Below are 21864 nucleotides of genomic sequence, written 5' to 3'. Positions count from 1 at the left end.
TTGAACTGTTTTGATTTTTTGATTAGGTGTATATTTCTGCATAAAATCCCTCCATTACTGGGTTAACATTTTTATACTATTTTGAAATGTCAACCATATAAGGATTATCGCAGAACGCTCTGGGCACAACTTGGAGCCAATTCCAAAAACGGGAATTGTCTTCAAGTTTGGCCTTCCACTAGGCGCTGAAAGCGCCAAGTGGAATTTCAGGGCTGAGCATTTCCCAGAACTGTTGCTCCAGACTGAATTTCACATTTTTGCAGTTCTTCTGTGAATTCTGAAAAGGATACGTTTCTATTCAAATTAAATACTTAACTAACTTATAGTCTGAACATGCTGTAATATTTCAATTTCCCATTGATTTGATATAAAAAAAGAGGATCTTACTAAAGCCACTTCAAAATGCGGCAATCTGGTAAGATCCTATTTTTTTACTGTTATTACTTCTATCTTGGATAGGGAAAATCTTAATAACCTGTCAAAATACTTGTAACCAATCAGAATAGAATCACTATTTTTAAGGGAATGGAAAATCTATAAATCATAAAAGTGAAATTTAGTTCGGAACAAAAAACTCAATTGGGCTCAGCTCTGAAATTATAGTTAGCGCTTACTATAAGGCCAATCTTGAAGATTTTTTCTGGTTTTGAAAAAAGCTTCAAGTTGTGCCCACATTCTCCAGTCCCAATTGAGTTTTTTGTGGAGAACGGCATACTTCACCCCCCAACCCAAAGTAAAAAGCCATAATCAAGAAAGATTATGGCTTTTTTGTTGAGTGAGGCTAGAGAAGTGATCTTCTCTGCTATATGTAGCTGTTCTACAGCTTGTTTGAGTGATTCTCATCACTCGTTGGCACTACTGGAAAATAACGAGAAAACAGTGTTTGATGATACACATGTCTCTAATTAGTTCATCCGAGGGTGACAAACTAATCAGAACTAGGACGATTACCTCGCCCTTAGCATGTAACTATATTTTACAGCTAATCCGTTTTCATCAGATTCACAATTTTGTACAATCATCTTTCTATTATTGACTACAAATGTTCACGTAAGCATGATATAGTGCTTATTTAAATAACAAAATTAATTCCCTTTTTTCTTTAGTTGCATGATAGGATATTACTGTACAAATAAAGAAAGAGGGATTTTTTAATGAAAATTTATTTTGCCAATGGTTTATTCGCACTAGCCGATCGTATGTTTAATGAGTACGTTGTTGATAAGATCAGAAAAATGGACGATTCAATTGAAGTCTATTTACCTCAAGAAAATGGTGATATCAATGACAAAATGAATTACGCCGATTCTATCAAAATTGCTCAAGAAGATAACAAAGAATTACTTTCTTCCGACTTAGTGGTCGCAATTCTTGATGGTGACACAATGGACGATGGCGTGGCCTCAGAAATTGGTTTGGCTTTTGGAAAGGAAATCCCTATTGTTGGAGTTTACACTGACCTTCGTCAACATGGCGTGGAGAATCCTGAAAAGCTTCAGGCTGTAGGTACAATCGGTGAAAATCCTTTTGCTTATATCAATAATTATACGATTGGTTTAATCAAAATGAATGGTATTGTCGTTAACAATATTGACAGCATGTTAGACGAGATTAAAAAATATCTATAAATTATTTTTAATATTTTGACAAAATATTATTTCAATTCAATTACAGTGCTTTTACAGTTAAGTTATAACTAATTTACAGTTGGGTTATATTCAACAAATCGTGGTCTAGACGTTATATTATTATTTCCGTTGAGAAAATACTATTTGATTAATAAATAAAACCAAGTCTTACTCGGGGGAAATATTTTATAATGAAAATTAAACATCTTATGGCTTCACTATTCACTGTTACAACACTTGCATTGATTGGCGTTAACGTTCCTACTACTGTTGATGCTGCAACTGTCAGCTATGTAAATAATTCGGGCGTTGTTTACGTAACTAACACAAATGGCGCTACTGTTTATGGTCAACCAGATAACCAAGGCAGAATTGGTAGTACTGGTGCTAAACTTGCTAACAAAACTGGTTGGAAATATATCAAATCAGCTAATATTAATGGCACAACTTATCTAGAAGTCGGTACTAACGCTTGGATTGCCTTGAGTGACACTTCATCTGAAGCACCTGCTATCTCATTGGACAAAGATATGTACATTAACGTTGCTGGCGGTGTAAACCTTTATGACGGCCCTAATGGCAACTTCACAGGCAATGTTGCTACTGGTCGCACAATGGTTCACGTTTACGCAAGCAAGGTTGCTAACGGTTCTACTTGGTACGATGTTGGTAGAAACCAATGGATTAATGGTAAATACATGTCAGAAGACAACGTTAAGCAAACTCTAACAATGTCAGCTACAGCTTATGATCCTGCTGTTCTTGGTTCAAGTATGGGTTACAGTGGTGTTGCTGCTAACCTTTCAAAATTCCCTAAGGGTACACATTTGAGAATCACAGCAAGTAACGGTCAAACTTATGATCGTATCGTCAATGATACTGGTTTGTTCGCTTACAACAACCCTAACCAATTAGACATTGCGATGCCAAACTCACAAGCTTTGAGCTTTGGACGTCAAAATGTAACTGTTCAAGTTATCGGTTAATTAAAGTAAATTTAAAATACGACATCCCTTTTTCGTGGATGCCGTATTTTTTTTACACTCTTTTATGACGTAAGTGCTCTTCAAAATTAAAAATTTTATGTGTAAAGAAAGTAATCCCTATCACGAATGCAATAATCGCAATGATCAATGGGGATGTGACCATGACATACAAATCAATTGCTAAAAAGATCATAAATATCAGATCGTGAACAATTCTTCTCATAAAACTCGCCTTGTCTCTTGTATTTATGACCATTTTATTATCGTTAAATTTTTAAACAAATAATTTGTTTATAACAAAATCTCTAACCCTACGCTACCAAACAGTTACCGCTATTTGACTTTCTGTACACAAAAAAAGAGAGCCCTCACACAGAGAACTCCCATCTAAGTGGTAAGATGAAATCTACTGCAGTTTCATCAACAAAATTGAATCTTACTACTTAATATTTAAATTACTTTCAACTAATGGATCCTAATCAACACACGTAATAGTTGTGCGACTAACTAATTAGGTCGATTTTATGTATACTCTTGTGACTAGTTCCAAAAATGTCGTTAAACCACACGACTCAAATAATTCGAGATTACCGAGTTGCGGTTCCTGACACTTCATCTGTACCACACCTATAATATAAATCATTTCGCAACCGGTTACAAACAATATCTAACATTTTTTTGGATGTTTGGGGGAAGTATGCCATCTTCCGCACAAAACCTGTGATGGACTGGAACGCTGCCGGCGCTATTTTGAGCTTTTTCAAGCCCGGAAAAATCTCAAAACTAGGCCTTCTTGTAAGTGCTAAAGCACTAACAAGAATTTGGCGGCTGAGCCATCACAGGTTTTGTGCTCCAGACTGAATAACGATTCTATTTTTTATTTGCTTTCCGTTCATTTAGGAATACTACTTCTATTCTGATTTGGGATTTTGATAGGTTATTACGTTTTCTCTTTTTATTCAAAATAGAAGTAATAATAAGAATTGAAAAAGATTCTACTAGTTTACAGCATTTTCCTGCGATTCTAGTAGGATCTTCTATTTTTTTATATCAAAATTAAACCAATAAAAATATTCAACGCTATAACGTATCCAGACCATAAATCAGTTGAGTACTAAATCTGAATAGAAGTCTATCTAATTCCAGAACTCACCCAAATGCTGCATAGATTCGATCTCCAGTCTGGAGCAAAAACTCTGGGAAATGCTCAGCCCTGAAATTCTTGTTAATGCTTTAGCATTTACAAGAAGGCCGATCTTGAAGACTTTTCCGGGTTTGAAAAGGCTCCAAGTCGTGCCCAGAGCGTTCCAGCGTTTCCCAGAGTTTTTGTGGAAGACAGCGTTCCCACACCCAACCAAAATACAGAACTACTCTATCTCATCCCACTCCCAGTACAAACAAAAAGGACCCTCGCACTCTGGAGGGCCCTCTAGTTAGATATAAGTGGTAAGATGAAATTTACTGCAGTTTCATCAACTTTTATACTGAATCTATCTTATAAATGAATCTTACTACTTGGTACATATCTTACTATAAAAATACTTCTAATTTGTTCAACTTTGGATCCTAGCAAATCATGTCTTGAGCTTGCGCGACTACTTAAAAAGGTCGATCTTTTGTTAAATCTTGTTGCTAGTCCCAATCATGCTGTTGAGCTGTACTACTCTAATTGTCTTTTGTTTTTTACTAATCCTACCATCTCCTGGAAACGATAAAATTTTCTTAATCAAAATCTTTTAGGGCTACAGTTCCTAAGCATTTCATCTTTACCACGTCTTTAATATAACATCTCCTGTAAGCGTTTGCAACAAATAACTATGCCTTTTTGTATAGCCGTTCATTGTCCTTGATTTCACTCAAATAGAACTTCTCGCTAACTGTCTCCGGGTCAACGATCGTGCCGTTTTCGTATTCAACTTGATACATTTTTTCGTAAGCTTCAATACTCATCTTTTGACGATCATCTAACATCTTCAAGATATTTGCTTGATCAAATCCTTGTGCAAAAGTTGGTTGAATTTCTGCACTGTACAACTCACCGACGGCCCCTGAACCGTAACTGAACATTAACAAGTTCTCGCCTGCCTTAGCACCGTTGATTAAATATGACAACAATCCTAAATAAAGTGAACCGGTATAGAGGTTACCGACTGAGCGGCTGAAGCGAATGCTTGCTTGATAGTGTGATGTCAATTCGGCATACTTATCGGCATCAATTTTTCCGTCGAGAGTTCTCAAAGCCTTCGTGCCCATCTTCGTGTAGGGAATATGGAATAATAATGTATCAAAATCGTCGATTGTTGCGTCGTACTTAGCTTGATACTTGTCCCAAAGAGTTTGGAAGAAGTCGACGTAGATTTCGTTAGAGTACTTGCCACGGGCAAAAGCAGTCTTGGAGAACGTAGGACGCCAGAAATCACCCACATTTTTAGTCATGTAAACTGACTTGTGGTTTAGTTTCAACACGCGGGGATTTTGGCTGACGATCATCGCAACTGAACCCGCACCCTGAGTGACTTCTCCAGGAGTTTTGATTCCGTAACGAGCAATGTCAGTCGCAATCACTAAGGCTTTCTTGTCGGGGTTTTGACTGATATAATCATAGGCTGTCATTAAACCGGCAGTAGCGCCAAAACAAGCTTGCTTGATTTCAAAAGCACGAATGTCTTCAGGTAGATCCAAGAGATCCATCAAAAAGGCTGCAGTTGACTTTGATTCGTCGACACTACTTTCTGTTCCCACAATCAACAAACCTAAATCTTTTTTATCTTCAGCGCTCAAAATACTGTCAGCACTACTTGCGGCCAGAGTCACGGCATCTTGATAAGGTTTAGGAACAGCTTGTTTGTCTTGACCAATCCCGATTGTAAACTTGTCAGGATCAACATCCCTAGCCTTAGCTAACTCAACTATATCAATGTAATCCTTAGGAACATAAAAACCTATTTTATCAATACCTATATCCATTATTTACCTCTTAATTTAGTTAAAATATCTTTTGCATTTGCGATAGTATAATTCTTCGTTTGATTCAAAACTTGAGAAACTTGTTCGATTTCTGAACCCTTTGCCCCAGCTGATACGGCAAGCGATTTACTCTGTAAGCCCATGTGTCCTGCTTGAATCCCGGTCGTAACCAGAGCTCGTAAAGCTGATAAATTGTTAGCTAAACCAACGCTCGCGACAACTGATTGGAGTTGTTTGCTATTATCGATTTTCATCATTGCTAAACTCAATTGAGCCATCGGCATAGCACTAATAGCTCCACCAACACTACCTAGTTCAATCGGCATCTTCAAAGTTCCAACTAACTGATCACCAACGATTTCCCACTGACTGAAAGGCTGATATCCTTTTTCAGCTGCAAAACTATGAGCGGCAGCTTCTTCGGCTCGAAAATCATTACCGGTGGCTAAATAAACTGCGTCGATTCCATTCATGATACCCTTATTGTGCGTGATGGCTCGCTTAGTTGATTGCTGGGCAAAGTTTGCTAATTTAACGATTCTTTTAGCGACTTCACTTCCCGACATCGTTTTAGTAGCAAGTTGTTCAAACGCCACTTTTGCTTGGACAGTGATGACTTGACTGATACCACTGTTAGACAAAATACTGCAGAGCACATCCCCAGAAATGATAGTCGCAATTTTTTGAGCCGTTTTTTCTAAAATCGAATTGACCAGATTGGCTCCCATCGCATCGACTGTATCAATGCCGATCTCGATTTCAAAAAAGTCCTCATAACGGTTAAAATTCAAAGAAACCACTCCACCACCGCGCTTGATCAAACTAGGATGGGCTTCTTGGGCAAATTCAAAAATCTCTGTCTTTTGCGTATCGAGTTTTTCCACATCCTGAGCGGACAGATTCTCTAAAACAATTTGGCCATAAACGATTCGTGAACTGGGAAAAGTTTTGAAACCACCGCTGTTCTTGATTCGTTTAGCTGCGTTCGAAGCTGCTGCAATCACAGAAGGTTCTTCAATCACCATTGGCACCAAATAATCTTTCCCATCAATCAAAAAATCTGTGGCAAAGCCATATGGCAGACTAAAGACCCCGATTTGGTTTTCACTCAAGCTATTTGCCAGGTCGACTCCAATCGGTTTACGGTCTTTCAAAATTTGGGCTTGCTCTGAATCGATAACCTTATTTTCTAATAAGTAATTGATTCGTTGTTCATTAGTCATTTGGTAAATTTTCATCAAATTAACTCGATTCCCATAGCCATACCCATACCACCGCCAATACACAATGAGGCCAGGCCTGTGTGTTTTTTCTCTTGTTGTAAGGAATTAATCAAAGTAGCAATCATTCGTGCTCCTGTGGCTCCTAGTGGATGTCCTAAAGCAATTGCTCCTCCATAAATATTTAACTTATCTGCTGGTAAGTTTAAGTCTCTTGAAACAGCAACTGCTTGCGAGGCAAAAGCTTCGTTGACTTCAAACAAATCGAAATCGTATAAGCCAGTTTGATATTTGTCAAAGTATTTTTTGACTGCATAATATGGAGAGTAACCCATATAATTAGGATCAATCCCAACTTCAGTGTAACCAGTGATTTTAGCCACATAATTTACGCCCAGTTCCTTAGCTCGAGACTCTTTCATCATAATAACGGCGGCTGCACCATCATTGATCGGTGAAGAATTTCCTGCCGTGACAGTTCCCTTTTTATCAAAGACTGTTCTAAGTTGGCCCATTTGTTCTAAGGTCGTACTAGGACGAATTGATTGATCAGTCGTGATTTCTTGGCCGTCGACTTCAATCGGAATAATTTCTTTAGCTAACTTGGCTTGTGCTTGAGCGGCTTTTTGATGAGAATTGTAGGCAAACTCATCTTGTTGCAAGCGAGTCACGTGATATTTGTTGGCGACATTTTCAGCGGTGATACCCATTGGTAAATTGTTAAAGGCATCATTTAAACCGTCATTGAACAAGGTGTCGGACAACTTAGGACTGACTTCCATCTTGCCTGATCGTCTGGCGAAGAATGGAGCGTTGGACATACTCTCTACTCCACCAGCAACCACGATTTCAGCGTTTCCCATGGCAATTGCTGAGAGTCCTTCATAGACGGCTTTCATCCCTGAGCCACAGACTTGATTGATTGTCATAGCGGTCGAATCGATTCGACCACCTGACTTTAAGCCAATTTGGCGAGCAGTGTTTTGCCCCATGCCAGCTTGGTAAACATTTCCAAAAATAAATTGGTCAACTTTTTTAGGATCAACCTTGTTCATATCTAAAAGCTTCTTGACTAGTTGAACACCTAGTTCAACCGCACTAAGTTTTGCATATTGACCGCGAAACTTGCCAATCGCAGTTCTTTTCGCATCTATAATTACAATCGGATCCATAATTTTTTCCCTTCAAACTTGGTAAAATATCTTTAAGCTTTCATAATAATTTAAAAAGGCTTTAAAAACAATTATTTAGTGGAGATTTCTTATGCGTACTATTGATTTAATCTTATTATTGAATGATTTCAAAAAGAATAACCGTATCTTTATTGAAGATGGTGACCAACAATTACCAGTCGTTGATCTTGAAAAAACTATCGACGGCATCTTTTTAAAAACTTCCAAAACTTTGCATGGTTTAAAAAACTGGGAATTTCTCGTTTTGCTTAATCAAAAAGAAAATTACGAATTGCCAATTTTTTACCAAAGCAAAAACAGCCAAAAGCAACTATTCGGTTTTCGAGTTGCTAATGACTGTTTATTATTAGGTTAATTATTTATTTGATTTCTTGCTTGGCTTGTCATTTGCTTCAAGTTCTTTTGCAAGGTCAAGAATATATGACTTCAATTCATCCTTAACTTCGGGATGTGTTAGTCCATATTCAATATTTGTCTTTACATAACCAAATTTATTACCGACATCGAATCTTTCACCCTTGAATTCGTGAGCGAAGACACGTTGAGTCTTGTTCATACGGTCAATGGCATCTGTCAATTGGATTTCGTTACCAGCACCTGGTTTTTGAGTTGCTAACAAATCAAAAATTTCTGGTGTCAACAAGTAACGTCCGATGATAGCCAAATTACTTGGAGCATCTTCCATCTTAGGCTTTTCAACGAATTTCTTAACGTTGTAAAGTCCTGGTTCGTTTTCACCTTCAGGATCAATCACACCGTATTTTGAAACTTCCTTTTCAGGAACCTTCATAACAGCAAGTGTTGAAGCGTGAGTCTTTTCATAATCGTTGATCAATTGTTTTGTCAAAGGAACCTTGTCCTTCATCAAATCATCACCCAACATAACTACGAAAGGTTCATCACCAACGAATGAACGAGCTTGAGCTACGGCGTCTCCCAAACCATTTGGATGAGCTTGACGACTGTAATACAAGTTAACGCCCAAGTCAGTTGTTTCTTGAACAACTTTCAAGAGAGCTGTCTTATTTTTAGCTTCCAAGTTTTGTTCCAATTCAGGAACAGAATCGAAGTGGTCTTCGATTGAACGCTTATTCTTACCAGTGATAATTAAAATATCTTCAATTCCTGAAGCCTTAGCTTCTTCAACGATGAATTGAATGGTTGGCTTATCAACAATTGGTAGCATTTCCTTTGCTAGTGCCTTTGTTGCTGGTAAAAATCTTGTTCCTAATCCTGCTGCTGGTATAATTGCTTTTCTTACTTTCATAAATCAATTATTCTCCTTTTCGTGCGATTTCAGATAACTAGTTAACTTACCAGTATTCTTCCTTAAAAATGGACCGCCATAAGCTTGAGCGAACCCAACGTTAACGGCATTCCCAAATAAAAAGATTGTCACTGACATATTCACCCACAACAAGAATACAATGATGGCACCGATCGTACCGTAATTGTCCCAGGCTGAACCAAAGTATTTCAAATAATACGAGAACAACTGTGACAACCCTAATAGACCAATACTAGTTACGATTGAGCCAGTAATAATGTAATAGAATTTCAGATGAATATTGGGTAAAAAATAAAACAAAGCAAAAACGATCATCAACATTATAACAATAGCGAATGGCCATTTCCAACGCGCGAAAACATCTAAAAGTGTTGGACGTATGCGTAACAAAGGTATTAGCCAATTTAAAAAAATTTGGCCGAATGTAAACGTTACGATAGCCATCACGCCGATCAACAAAAGCATCAGAGTCATCAAGAAGGCAAAAGCCCTGCGAATGATGTAATTGACGAAGGTTTGATTGACGAATAAGTTGTTAACGTCTAAGCCATAAGCTTCATTCATCGTCATTTGCACAATGTTCAAACCACGTGAAATCGCCCATAAGGCAACGACGATACCAACTGACAAGACACCCTTGTTCGAGTTAGATAAAACCTTCGTTATCGTTGGTAAAAAATAATGATGAAGATCGTCTGGTAATATGAATTCAATGTAGCTAATTACAGTTGGCTTATCCAAGTGCAACAACGGAATTAAGTTTCCCACAACAATAACTGCTGGAAATAACGACAACAGAATATAATATGTGATTGCCTTTGAAGCCATAGGGACATTTGAGTCAGACATAGCTTGAGTGACATATTTAACAAAACCAATGAACTTTTGCTTATTAGTTATTGATTGCCGAAATAAAGGCACTTGTGGTTTTTCATCCATTATTCTCTACACCATTTTTATAGTAAGTATTTAGCGTCATATTCAGGATCTTGTGAGGTCAAAATCTTTGGACCATCTTTAGTAATGGCAATGGTATGTTCATATTGCGCCGAATCAGTTCCGTCGGCAGAAACAAAGTATTCCCACCCATCAGCTTTCACAAATTTGTCCTTGATTTCCCAAGTTCCTAAATTGACCATTGGTTCAATTGTGATTGTCATACCTTCACGCAAACGCAAACCCTTGCCTGGTTCACCGTAATGTGGCACGTTGGGAGCTTCATGCATAGTTGGTTGGATGCCGTGACCAATCAAATCACGAACGTCCCCCATGTGATTCTCATCTTCAACATAATGTTGGATGGCATAACCGATATCGCCTAAACGATTACCGACAACCGCTTGGTCGATACCTAAGTAAAGCGCTTTGTGAGTTACTTCCATCAACTTTTTATCCTCAGCTGAAAGATCTCCGACGGCATAAGTCCAGCAAGAATCACTTTCATAACCATTGAGGTTAACTGTCATGTCGACTTTCAAAACGTCGCCACTCTTTAAAATTAGGTTCTTACGGGGAATTCCATGGGCAACTTCATCGTTAACACAGACACAAGTTGCGTATTTATAGCCTTCAAAGCCTTTTTCTGATGGACGGCCACCGTGAGATTCGATATAGTCGTTAGCAAAATTTTCAATTTCCATTGAAGAAATTCCTGGTTTGATAATGTCTCGCAAACCAATATGAGTATTTGCAAGCAATTCTCCAGACTTACGCATTCCTTCGATTTCTCTTGCAGATTTTAATGTGATCACTATTTAACATGTCCCTTCAAAAAATAAAGTTATTTTTATTATAACATTGTTGGGTTTGAGGTAGTATGGTGTCCTCCATGGCAAAGCTAGTCTTGGAGGATTGCTGTGTTGGGGGTAGTATGCCGCCCTCCGCAACACAGCTGATTGGGCTGGAACGATGTGGGCCGACTTTGAGCTTTTTCAAGCCCGGAAAAAGCTCAAAGCTCGACCTTATTCTAAGCAATAAATTGCTAAGAATAATTTCACATCTGAGCCCATCAGCTTTGTTGCTCCGGTGCTGAATAGCGAATCTATGAGATATTTGATTTCCATTCTCTTAGAAATAGATGTTCTATTGAAATTAACCTTTGTTCTTATTTTTATGGAAGTGAATTTTTAATTGGTGTCACACTATGTTGGAAAACAGTTCTGAGAGAATTGGAATAGTACTTCTATTCTTTAAGAAAATCTTTATGAAGAACAAAAATCTAAACCGAATTCAGAATAGAGCGTGATACACCCCCCACGAGATATTATCTCAATAAAAATCAGAATTGTTCTATAGTCTGGAACAAAAACTCTGGGAAATGCTCAGCCCTGAAATTCTTGTTAATGCTTTAGCATTTACAAGAAGGCCGATCTTGAAGACTTTTCCGGGTTTGAAAAGGCTCCAAGTCGTGCCCAGAGCGTTCCAGCATTTCCCAGAGTTTTTGCGGAAGACGGCATCCTACCACACAAAAAAGCCAGAACGAATTAGATTTCATTCCGGCTTTTTCTTTTTGCTTTTAGATTTTTTAACCGCTCTATTAAATGACGGTTTTGGTAATTGAAAATTAGTTTGGATGAGAAGTAATTGAATAGTCCCACGATCAATTGGTCGATGGCTTTGATGATTAGGTTGTTCCATGGAAAAATGAAAACCGCCACGATCATGAAGATGTCATCAAAGACCAATGAAAATATGCGTGACACTAGAAAAAATATACCCTCATGCAACATTTTCTTGAAGTTTTCCATTGCTGATTTAAAAACATACAACTTGGTTACGAAAAATGAAAAGAAATTCGAAATGAACCAAGCAATTGTGTTGGCAATCCACAAGGGGATGTGGAAATCGTTGTGTGCTAAATCAAAGATTCCGATGTTCAAAAGTGAAGCTAGGAATCCGAAAAGGCAATAAACTCCAAAATTACGATATTTTTTTAAGAAGTTCATTTTTATAGATCCATTTCTTGTGCCTTTTTGTAAATTTGATCTGCAAATTCATCGAGATTGTCGATATCTTCTTGATCAGGGTCGAGTTCGATTTTGACTGGTTCTGCACCACGAGTAGCGTCGACTTGTTCAAAAACTTTGCCAAATTCTTCAACTGCTCGGCAGAAATCTTCATAGAAAGTATCGCCTGATCCACACACGCCATACACTTTGCCGCTTAAATCAAGGTCTTGCATATCGTCGTAAAAGTCCAAGGCTTCATCAGGAACCACGCCTTCATCGTAGGTATAACTTGCAACGATACAAATATCACTATCTTCAAAATCAGATGCATCAGTTTGAGAAACTTCACTCATATCAACGTCGCAACCTAAATCCTCGAATTTCTCGGTCAAGACGTAAGCGATATCTTCGTCATTACCAGTAATACTGGCATAGACAATTTTTACTTTTGTCATAGTAGTCGCCTCATTATTTAATCTTTAAGTATTATAGCAAAAATTAATATTCCCAACCAACTTATTAAAGAAAGTTCTAATTTTGGAAGAAGAGTTGGAGTTGGCATTGTAGTTTGGGTGGTGATTAGATGCCGTCTTCCGCAACAGCTCTGGGAAACGCTGGAACGCGGTGGACGCAACTTGAAGCCAATTTTTAAGCCCGAAAATTGTCTCCAAGATTGGTCTTTCACTAAACGCTAAAGCGTTAAGTGAAATTTCACGGCTGAGCATTTCCCAGAGCTGTTGCTCCAGACTAAATCGTGATTCTTTGTTTTTATGCAATTTATACTGATTTGGATAATTTCTTCTATTTTGAATTGAATACTCATTCAAACTGAGGATAAAAAAATAGCATCCATTTTTAGAGTGCATAAATTGCTTTTGCTCACAATAAAAATGGATGCCTTTTTTCAACTTATTGCAATAAAAAACAGTACCTACTCAGGAAATTTCCAAATAGATACTGTTACTTTTTATCATCTTATAAAATTTTTGAATAGAACATCTATCCCTAAAACATTAGAAAGAAATAACACATAAAACCGTTATTCAGCCCGGAGCAACAAACTCGATTTGGGCTCAGTGGTGAAATTATTCTTAGCAATTTATTGCTTAGAATAAGGTCGAGCTTGAAGACAATTTCCGGTTTTTGAAATTGGCTCCAAGTCGGTCCAGAGTGCATTCCAGCCCAAAATTGAGTTTGTTGCGGAGGGCGGCATATTTCACAGACCACCACTCTTTATATCTCTGAAACCAGCTTCTCTTTATCAATATGCGTCAAAACATTGTGGCTTATTTGGAAGAACCCTTCGCTGCTCATTTTGTGTAACTCTTGATTCAAGGAGGATCGAGTGACGTGCAGAATTTCTGAGAATGCTTCTTGTGAGACTGGGAACTTAACCTTCAAATTAGACCCTTCTTCAGTTGATAAAACGCCATCACTTAAAATCCAGTAAGCAATTCTTTCTCGAACCGTCTTATAACCCAAGCAGGCAATCAAACGTTGATTTTCCAGTCCACGCTGTGCTAATTGTTGAATATAAATTTTAGAGAATTTCTTATCGTCGAGAACAATTTTTGAGAAAATTTCGATTGGTAACCAACAAATTTTGCAGTTGTTGATTGAGGCTAGATTGTACGTGTAATACATATCACCCGATAAATAAAGATATTCCAAGATGATGCTGTTGGGACCAAAGATCGAACCACACATTTCTTTGCCATATTTCGAGTAGCTGATAGCCTTCAGATAGCCATCCATGACGATACCGACATGCGTGATCAGAGTTCCTGGAGTCCGGATAATCGTATTTCTCTTGTAGCTTTCAATTCGATAATTGTTGGCTACTAAAGGATGGTGCAAAATTCCGTTGATAAAATCCGATTTTTCCAAAACTGTTTTCCTCCCATCACGCAATCTTAATTGACTTTACTTTAAAGCATCGTCTAAGAAATCACAAACGTCATCGTAATCTCTTTCGCCGTGGAATCTCTGTAATTCCTCACCCTTATCGAAGATGACAACTACTGGAATACCGGCGATTTTGTTTCTTTCAGCTAGTTTCGTATTGGCATCGACATCAACATAGTAAATATTGAATTTGTCCTTGAAGTCTTCCTTCAAAGCTTCTTCTAGTACTGGATGCAAAGCCTTGCAGTGAACACATCTCTCAGCTCCAAATAAAACTAGATTTGGTTTATCGGACTTTTCAACTGCGGCATCGAAATCATCAATTGTCAAAGGTTTGAAGAAGTCCTTATCAACATCGAAGACTTTTTCTTTATTAACGACATCCTCTTCATCATCAGTTGCGACACACAAAGCGACATCTTTGTAATATGGCAAAGTACCTTTTACATCGACGACCTTCTTAGCTCCAAATTTACCAGCACCGGGAACACGATAAGTTGTATTGTCGATTGGTTCGATAGCAACCTCTTTAGGTGTTGGTTCTTGAGGAACGTAGTCGTATGGATAACGATAGGCACGATAGATCATGTTGTTCTTAGGTTGACCTTCGTCACTGTGTGAGTAATATGGTGAAATCCATTCCCAGACAATTTCCTTTTCTTTAGTAACTTCGATCAAGCGACCATCTGAACCTTCATCAATTAAAGTATTACCGTTTGGCAAACGTTGAGCTGATGAAACGTATGGGCTGTAGAATTTACTTGCATCAACTGGAATAGCATCCCCAAAGTCTTTTGGTGTTACTTCCCAAACAACTTTTAGAGTCGTTGGATCAAACTCGATAACACGACTGTAATCACGAGTAGCGTTCTTGCTACCAATCTTTGAAGATGGATTTGGTGTACCATATCCGGCCCAACCACCATTATCAAAGACCATCAAGTTACCTTCACCAGGTAAACCTTTGGGAATCATGTGGAAGTGATGTTGACCGACGATCCAACCGAGTTTTCTAAGTTCTGGGGTCGCATTAAAGTCAGGGCCAATCTTCCAAACTAGATGACCAGTATCCTTATCAAGAATGGCTAAGATATTAGCTTCACGACTATCAAAAATAATATTAGTTGGTTTGAATCTTTCATCCCCGGCATCGTACCACTTATTAGGTCCAAGATAACTCATGCAGTTAACGTGCATGTAATCACCGACACCACCGTCTGATGAACGCATATTAGGATCTCTGAATAAGACATTCTTGGCAGCTTCGTCAAAACCTAATTCATCGAAGTGTTCACTGAGTGACCATTTCCAAACGATATTACCTTCCCAATCAACTTCATACATGACATCGTCTAAAAGTTTCTTGTCAGAAATTTCTGGATTATGAATTGTCTGGTGAGCCAAAATCAAAGTGTTACCTTCTAGAGGCTTTGCTTCTTGTCCAGGAACATAGTAACCGACTGGATTACCTTCTCTTTGGAAATCGTGGTGACTTCTAGACATCCAACGATGATCACGTCCTGGATCGTCGATCTTTTCAAATTTATCGAATTGCCAAACGATATTACCGTCATAATCAATTTCAGTTAAGTTAACACCATCTTGCATACCATAGTCAGGATGTCTGAAACCAGAGCTACCAAGAACATAACCACCTTTGAGCAGTTTTGGTGGCATCCCTTGCATATTCCAACATCTAACTTCATTACCGTTCATATCAAAAAGTAAAACACCATCATTAACTAGTGGAACGATCGTATATCCGTTAAAACACTTGTCTGGTTTATAAATTGTTGTTCCGTGTGGAAATACTGTTGGTTGACCCATTATAATCACTCCTAATTTTTAACTAATTTTAATTTTGAAATATCTTCGATAACTTTTGATGAACCATTTTCAAATAAAGCTGCACAGACTGTCTTCTTTAAGCCCATTTTCTTAAAGAGTAACGACTGTCTGGAAATATCTTGTTTGTAAACTTTATAATCTGGTAATTTTTTTTCAAATTCACTCGCACGATCAATATCACCATCTTGATAAGGATCGTAGAAAACAAACGCCACTTTAGTATTCGGTTCGTCCAAAATATTGTGTAATTGCGTTTCCTCAGAAATATAACGTTGCGCTGCTACTAAGGCACGAGCACCATCGCCGCAAGCTGTGATAACTTGTTTCAAGAAGTTGTCCGTGCAATCACCAATGGCATAAAGCCCGGGAACACTAGTCTCCTGTTTGTTATTGACACAAATGTACCCACGAGCATCTCGTTTGGCCAAATCGGCAACCATCTGCGTTTGAGGCGACATACCAATAAAGAAGAAGACGCCGCTAGTTTGATGCTCAGTAATTTCGCCGGTATTGACGTTCTTAATTTGGACCTTCTCAACCTTGTCGCTACCCTCAATCGCGTTCAAAGTGGAATCCCAGATGAAGTTGACCTTGGAATTACGCTTGATATTTCGAGCGGCAACTTCATTACAGTCAAGGACCCCCGGATCGTGAAGTACGACGATATTGACTTTTTTAGCAAACTTAGCTAAATATTCCGATTCCTCAATCGCCTGATCACCGGCACCGACTACAAAGATTTCTTGATCTTTGAAAAATTCCGCATCGCAAGTTGCACAATAGGAAACTCCTTGTCCTGCGAATTCTTTTTCACCGGGAATATTCAACTCCCGCGGTACGGTTCCTAAATCTAAGATTACTGTCTTACTGTGAAAATCCCCCCTCCGTTTAGTCGAAACGATAAAGCCATCATCAACTTGTTTAATATCAGTAACGGTAGTCCGTTTCAGTGAAACTGAATCATTACTTTGAGCGTGCTCTTTGAATTTCTCCATCAAATGCTGTCCAGAATCCAATTTGACTCCCGGATAATTCTTCACCTCAGCAGTTTCGGTAATTCGTCCCCCGTAGCCACCTTTTTCAATCAATAAAGTTTTCAATTCCGCGCGACCGGCGTAGATTGCCGCAGTCAGCCCGCCAGGACCTCCGCCGACAATGATGGTATCTAATAATTCTTCGGTCATGCACTCACCTCCTCAAAATTAACTTTCTTGGTACTGCTTTCTTGGTTATGTTTGAAAACCCAGAAGAAACACACAACCGTCAGTAGCAAGCAGTAATAACTTGATGCAAAGATTTCAAATGGATTTATTGATATATTTGTGGCACCGCTTACGTTCATCTGACTAATTAAGGTCATCGAACCCATTACGAAAGCACTGTTGATTGGTACAATCGCAGTGAAAGTCGTTGCCATTCCCGTTAGTAGATAAGAACGTTTATTAGCCGAAATATCAACACTTTGTCCAATCTTATCAGCTACTCCGCCGAACAAAAGAATGGCTGGTAAAACGCAACCAGATAAGAGAATATTGATTACGGCAATACTCAAAACTAAAACTAATTCTGCACCAACTTTAGTTTGGATAGCTTTCTTGCTCAAAATCCAATCACACAATAAATCTAAACAACCCGAATCAACTGCCACAGCAATCATTCCAAATAAGAGAATGGATGAAATAATGATATCGGTCATGCTATAAGTTCCATCCATTAAGATGCCTGACAACTCTTGATTCTTACCAATCATAAAGATGTCACTAACTTGGAAATTTCCAAAAACAACTCCCATGATCAATCCAATCACAGTTGCAAAAGATAACCCTAAAAATAAATCCTGTTTAATAAAACTAATAATCAGTAAAATTGCGATTGGAACTAACATAATCAAGCCCTTGCCATCAGAACTTTGCGCCACTTGTAATAACTGTTGTTCACTAACTTCTGTCCCGTTAGCTCCAAACAGATAAAACATCACAGCACTCACTAAAGCGATAGCAATCAAATATGGACTTCTTTCTCGCATAACTTCTCGTAATACCGCCGGCTGATGAGTTTTAGCATCATGTTGAGTATCAATTGTCGTGTTGATAACTTGAGAACTTGGCGACATCGCATCTCCAAAGAAGACCCCACTTAAAATTGCCCCAACTAAAACTGACGCTTTAGCTCCTAACATGATCCCTGGTGGATAGAAAATCGGTACAACTGCAAAGACTGCAGCAATTGGCGCCCCAGTACCCATTGAGATAATCGTTGAAGCGATAAAGGTAAAGACGACAAACGCTCCGCCTGTAATGTTTAACTTCGTACTCAACCAAACGAAGCCACTACCGATATTGCCGACCGTCAACAACTTAGTAAAAATTCCAATTAAAATAAAAGTAAATATCAACTTGGAATTACCAAACTGTGCCAACCCACCAATAATGGTTTTCCAGTATTTTGCCTTCTTTTTCACAAAGAAGAAAGCTAAGAATAAGCCAATCAATGAGGCGAAGACTAAGCCTTTCATTGAATAAACCTGAAAGAAGATTGCTAACCCGGCACTGATAATAATGTAGACGATGATAGGAATCATGCCCATTTTTCTACCACCGTAAAATTCTAGTTCGTATTTCTTTTCACCATCCTCTGTCATTTTCACTGATCCGTTCCCTCTTTTCATTCAGAAATAAATCTTTGATTATTGTTATCTTCTTCACAATTTAATCTATCAGCTTTTCGCAAAAAATAATGTCATCTTTCTAACACTTTACAAAAAAAGTTCAAAATTTACTTTTTTTATGTTGTTGGTAAGATGCCGTCTTCCGCAACAGCTCTGGGAAACGCTGGAACGCTGTGGGCACAACTTGAAGCCAATTTTTAAGTTCGAAAATTGTCTCCAAGATTGGCCTTTTGGTAAGTGCTAAAGCACTAACCAAAATTTCACGGCTGAGCATTTCCCAGAGCTGTTGCTCCAGACTAGATAACGATTCCTTGCTTTTGTGCAATTTATTCTAATTTGGGTAACCGTTCCAGTTCCAAATCTTTAGAATTTTATTTATGGTCTGTGTACTACTCCTATTTTGAATTGAATAATCATTCTAACTGAGGATAAAAAAATAGTACCTACTCAGGAAATTCCCAAATAGATACTGTTACTTTTTATCATCTTATAAAATTTTGAATAGAACATCTATCCCTAAAACATTAGAAAGAAATAAAAGATAGATCCGTTATTCAGTCCGGAGCAACAAACTCGATTTGGGCTCAGTGGTGAAATTATTCTTAGCAATTTATTGCTTAGAATAAGGTCGAGCTTGAAGACAATTTCCGATTTTTGAAATTGGCTCCAAGTCGGCCCACCACGTTCCAGCCCAAAATCGAGTTTGTTGCGGAGGACGGCATACTTCACACCACCCCCAAAAGAACTATTTAAATTCTTCTGGTCTTTGAGTTGTTTGTTTGAAGTAATAACTCATCGCATCGAGAATTCTTTCGGAAGCTTTTCCATCTCCGTATGGATTCTTAGCGTTTGCCATACGATCGTATTCAGCTTTGTCCGTGATCAAACGAGTCATTTCTTTTTCAACTACTTCGGCATCTGTTCCGACTAGTTTCAAAGTTCCAGCTTCAACACCTTCAGGACGTTCCGTTGTGTCACGTAAAACTAGTACAGGCTTGCCTAATGATGGAGCTTCTTCTTGAACACCACCGGAATCGGTCATGATGAAGTAACTTCTGGAAGCTAGATTATGGAAGTCGACTACGTCTAGTGGTTCGATCAAGTGGATGCGGTCTACTCCGCCAAGAATCTCTTTTGCAGTTTCTTGAACTACTGGATTCAAGTGAACTGGGTAAACTAATTCAATGTCGTCATGTTTAGCAACAACTTTTCTCATGGCACGGAAAACTTGTTTCATTGGTTCACCTTGATTTTCACGACGGTGCATCGTGATCAAGATCATCTTCTTATTAGGATCGATCACATCTAAGATATCGTGGTGATAATCTTGATGTACGGTACTTCTCAAAGCATCAATGGCTGTGTTACCAGTTACAAAGATATTTTCACCATGATGATTTTCCTTTAACAAATTAGCTTTACTTTCATCTGTTGGTGCAAAGTATAGGTCAGTCAAATCATCGGTCATTTGACGGTTCATTTCTTCTGGCCATGGTGAATACTTATTCCAAGTTCTAAGTCCAGCTTCGACGTGTCCAATACGTGTTTGATGGTAGAAAGCTGATAGTGCGGCACTGAAAGTTGTTGTTGTGTCACCGTGTACTAAAACGATGTCAGGTTTTTCTTTTTCAATGATACTATCTAATTCTTTAAGAACTAAACCAGTGATGCCACTCAATGTTTGGCGTTCTTTCATGATATTTAAATCATAATCAGGTTTGATCTTGAAGATCTCCAAAACAGAATCGAGCATCTCACGATGTTGGGCTGTGACTACTGTTATTGTTTCGAAACGGTCGCTATTTTGTTTTAACTTCAATACTAAAGGAGCCATTTTAATAGCTTCTGGTCTAGTACCAAAGACTGTCATAACTTTAATTTTGTCCAAAATTATCACCTCAATAAAATTACTTACAGTATACCAAAAATGACTTTATTAATATAGGCAGCCGCAAATGCTTAATTAACTGTCATTTTCTGAAAGCTTTTGCGTATAATATAACTATGATGATCAATTTTCCAATTTTAATAATTTTAAGTATCTTAACGGCTTTGATTGCCTTTTTTCTGGTAATCGCAATTTATAATACATTTATCAAATCCAGCAGTAAAAAATATTGGTGGCTTATTTTTCTAGTCTTAATAATCCTTTATATGATAGCGTTTTACATCTATTTTCATCTCAGATAGGTGGTTTACAGAAATACTTTGTTAAAAAAAGTATTAATTTTTCTCGTTTTGAGTTAGAATTATCAATGTATTCGAAAATGAATTTTTATGGAGGTTTATCGATGGTTTTAACAAACGGTAACGAAATTTTCAATAACGCCCGTAAAGGCAAGTATGCTGTTGGTGCATTCAACATCAACGACTTGGAATGGACACGCTCAATTTTGGCTGCTGCCCAAGAAACACAAACACCTATCTTGGTTCAAACATCAATGGGTGCTGCTAAGTACATGGGTGGATACGAACTATGTCTACACCTAGTACAAGACACAATCAAGAACATGGGTATCACAGTTCCAGTTGTTATGCACTTGGATCATGGTAACTATGAAGCTGCTAAGGAATGTATCGAAGTTGGATATAACTCAGTTATGTTCGATGGACATGACCTACCTTTCGAAGAAAATCTTGAAAAGACAAAGGAAATCGTTAAGTTAGCTCATGCTAAGAACATGTCTGTTGAAGCTGAAGTTGGTTCAATCGGTGGTACTGAAGATGGTATCGTTGGTTTAGGTGAACTTGCTGATGTTGAAGAAGCTAAGACACTTGCTGCTACTGGTGTTGACTACCTAGCTGTTGGTATTGGTAACATCCACGGTGTTTACCCAGAAAACTGGAAGGGTCTAAGCTTTGACCGTCTTAAGGAATTAGCTGACGTTATCGACACACCACTTGTATTGCATGGTGGTTCAGGTATTCCTAAGGAACAAATCATCAAGGCTGTTTCAATGGGTATCTCAAAGGTTAACGTTAATACTGAATTGCAACTTGCATTCGCTAAAGCAACACGTGAATACATCGAAGCTAAGAAAGACTTGGATGTTGACGAAAAGGGTTATGACCCACGTAAATTGCTTGCACCTGGTGCAAAGGCTATCACTGATACAACAATCGAACGTATCAAGTGGTTTGGTACTCCATCAATCAACGCTTAATTTAATTGAAAAATTAAATTCAAAAAACGAGGACATTGGTTCTCGTTTT

The 21864-nt window shown here is 38.2% G+C and carries 18 protein-coding genes; 4 read left to right on the top strand and 14 right to left on the bottom strand.

Translation table 11 applies throughout. The features are described 5' to 3' along the window. The first annotated feature begins 1154 nt into the window (after nt 1-1154). Together EGT49_RS03140 and EGT49_RS03135 are read left to right on the top strand one after the other, a co-directional pair. Entirely contained in the window at nt 1155-1628 is a 474-nt protein-coding gene (locus EGT49_RS03140) for a nucleoside 2-deoxyribosyltransferase (protein WP_135371508.1), read from the top strand. A 191-nt stretch (nt 1629-1819) separates the two neighbouring features. After that, nucleotides 1820-2614, top strand: a complete 795-nt coding sequence (locus tag EGT49_RS03135) for an SLAP domain-containing protein (RefSeq protein ID WP_135371507.1) — start codon at nt 1820-1822, stop codon at nt 2612-2614. A 52-nt stretch (nt 2615-2666) separates the two neighbouring features. Here the strand turns inward: EGT49_RS03135 and EGT49_RS12415 are convergent, their stop codons facing one another. The 4 genes from EGT49_RS12415 to EGT49_RS03120 form a co-directional block, all read right to left on the bottom strand. Next, on the bottom strand, nt 2667-2837 hold the full coding sequence (locus EGT49_RS12415) for a hypothetical protein (RefSeq protein WP_167849734.1): 171 nt from the start codon (nt 2835-2837) through the stop codon (nt 2667-2669). Between the two features lie 1592 nt (nt 2838-4429). Beyond that, entirely contained in the window at nt 4430-5581 is a 1152-nt protein-coding gene (locus EGT49_RS03130; RefSeq protein WP_135371506.1) for a hydroxymethylglutaryl-CoA synthase, read from the bottom strand. Next, nucleotides 5581-6819, bottom strand: coding sequence for a hydroxymethylglutaryl-CoA reductase, degradative (locus EGT49_RS03125; RefSeq protein ID WP_135371505.1), 1239 nt, complete (start codon nt 6817-6819; stop codon nt 5581-5583). Before EGT49_RS03125 ends, EGT49_RS03130 begins: the two co-directional genes overlap by 1 nt. Further along, nucleotides 6819-7973: a thiolase family protein gene (locus tag EGT49_RS03120; RefSeq protein ID WP_135371504.1), complete on the bottom strand. Its 1155-nt coding sequence runs from the start codon at nt 7971-7973 to the stop codon at nt 6819-6821. Before EGT49_RS03120 ends, EGT49_RS03125 begins: the two co-directional genes overlap by 1 nt. A gap of 91 nt (nt 7974-8064) precedes the next feature. On the opposite strand from EGT49_RS03120, the gene EGT49_RS03115 reads away from it, so the two are divergent. Continuing rightward, on the top strand, nt 8065-8349 hold the full coding sequence (locus EGT49_RS03115) for a hypothetical protein (RefSeq protein WP_135371503.1): 285 nt from the start codon (nt 8065-8067) through the stop codon (nt 8347-8349). Here the strand turns inward: EGT49_RS03115 and galU are convergent, their stop codons facing one another. From galU to wecB, 10 genes are all read right to left on the bottom strand, one after another. Continuing rightward, nucleotides 8350-9261, bottom strand: a complete 912-nt coding sequence (galU, locus tag EGT49_RS03110; RefSeq protein WP_135371502.1) for a UTP--glucose-1-phosphate uridylyltransferase GalU — start codon at nt 9259-9261, stop codon at nt 8350-8352. Between the two features lie 3 nt (nt 9262-9264). Beyond that, nucleotides 9265-10221, bottom strand: coding sequence for a YihY/virulence factor BrkB family protein (locus EGT49_RS03105; protein ID WP_135371501.1), 957 nt, complete (start codon nt 10219-10221; stop codon nt 9265-9267). A 17-nt stretch (nt 10222-10238) separates the two neighbouring features. Then, a complete protein-coding gene (gene map, locus EGT49_RS03100; protein WP_135371500.1) occupies nt 10239-11033 on the bottom strand; it encodes a type I methionyl aminopeptidase in 795 nt (264 codons plus the stop codon). Nucleotides 11034-11765: 732 nt separating this feature from the next. Further along, nucleotides 11766-12227, bottom strand: coding sequence for a GtrA family protein (locus tag EGT49_RS03095; RefSeq protein WP_135371499.1), 462 nt, complete (start codon nt 12225-12227; stop codon nt 11766-11768). A 2-nt stretch (nt 12228-12229) separates the two neighbouring features. After that, nucleotides 12230-12685 carry a flavodoxin gene (locus EGT49_RS03090; RefSeq protein ID WP_135371498.1) on the bottom strand — a complete coding sequence of 152 codons (456 nt, stop codon included), beginning with the start codon at nt 12683-12685 and terminating at the stop codon, nt 12230-12232. A gap of 778 nt (nt 12686-13463) precedes the next feature. Further along, a complete protein-coding gene (locus EGT49_RS03085) occupies nt 13464-14117 on the bottom strand; it encodes a Crp/Fnr family transcriptional regulator (protein ID WP_135371497.1) in 654 nt (217 codons plus the stop codon). A gap of 36 nt (nt 14118-14153) precedes the next feature. After that, nucleotides 14154-15962 carry a DUF6568 family protein gene (locus EGT49_RS03080; protein ID WP_135371496.1) on the bottom strand — a complete coding sequence of 603 codons (1809 nt, stop codon included), beginning with the start codon at nt 15960-15962 and terminating at the stop codon, nt 14154-14156. An 11-nt stretch (nt 15963-15973) separates the two neighbouring features. Then, complete coding sequence (locus EGT49_RS03075; protein ID WP_135371495.1) at nt 15974-17167, bottom strand: NAD(P)/FAD-dependent oxidoreductase; 1194 nt, start codon at nt 17165-17167, stop codon at nt 15974-15976. Next, nucleotides 17164-18624 (bottom strand): Na+/H+ antiporter NhaC family protein, encoded by a 1461-nt coding sequence (locus EGT49_RS03070; RefSeq protein WP_135371510.1) that lies wholly within the window; start codon nt 18622-18624, stop codon nt 17164-17166. The genes EGT49_RS03075 and EGT49_RS03070 overlap by 4 nt, the downstream gene beginning before the upstream one ends. A 772-nt stretch (nt 18625-19396) precedes the next feature. Continuing rightward, nucleotides 19397-20539: a non-hydrolyzing UDP-N-acetylglucosamine 2-epimerase gene (gene wecB, locus EGT49_RS03065; protein ID WP_135371494.1), complete on the bottom strand. Its 1143-nt coding sequence runs from the start codon at nt 20537-20539 to the stop codon at nt 19397-19399. A gap of 403 nt (nt 20540-20942) precedes the next feature. Here wecB and fba point away from each other — a divergent pair, with 403 nt between their 5' ends. Continuing rightward, entirely contained in the window at nt 20943-21815 is an 873-nt protein-coding gene (gene fba, locus EGT49_RS03060; protein WP_135371493.1) for a class II fructose-1,6-bisphosphate aldolase, read from the top strand. The last annotated feature ends 49 nt before the right edge of the window (nt 21816-21864 follow it).

Source organism: Companilactobacillus suantsaicola (assembly GCF_004745525.1).
GTDB classification, from domain to species: Bacteria; Bacillota; Bacilli; order Lactobacillales; family Lactobacillaceae; genus Companilactobacillus; species Companilactobacillus suantsaicola.
Note: the sequence above shows the minus strand (reverse complement) of the source record. Positions and strands in the feature narration are given on the sequence as shown.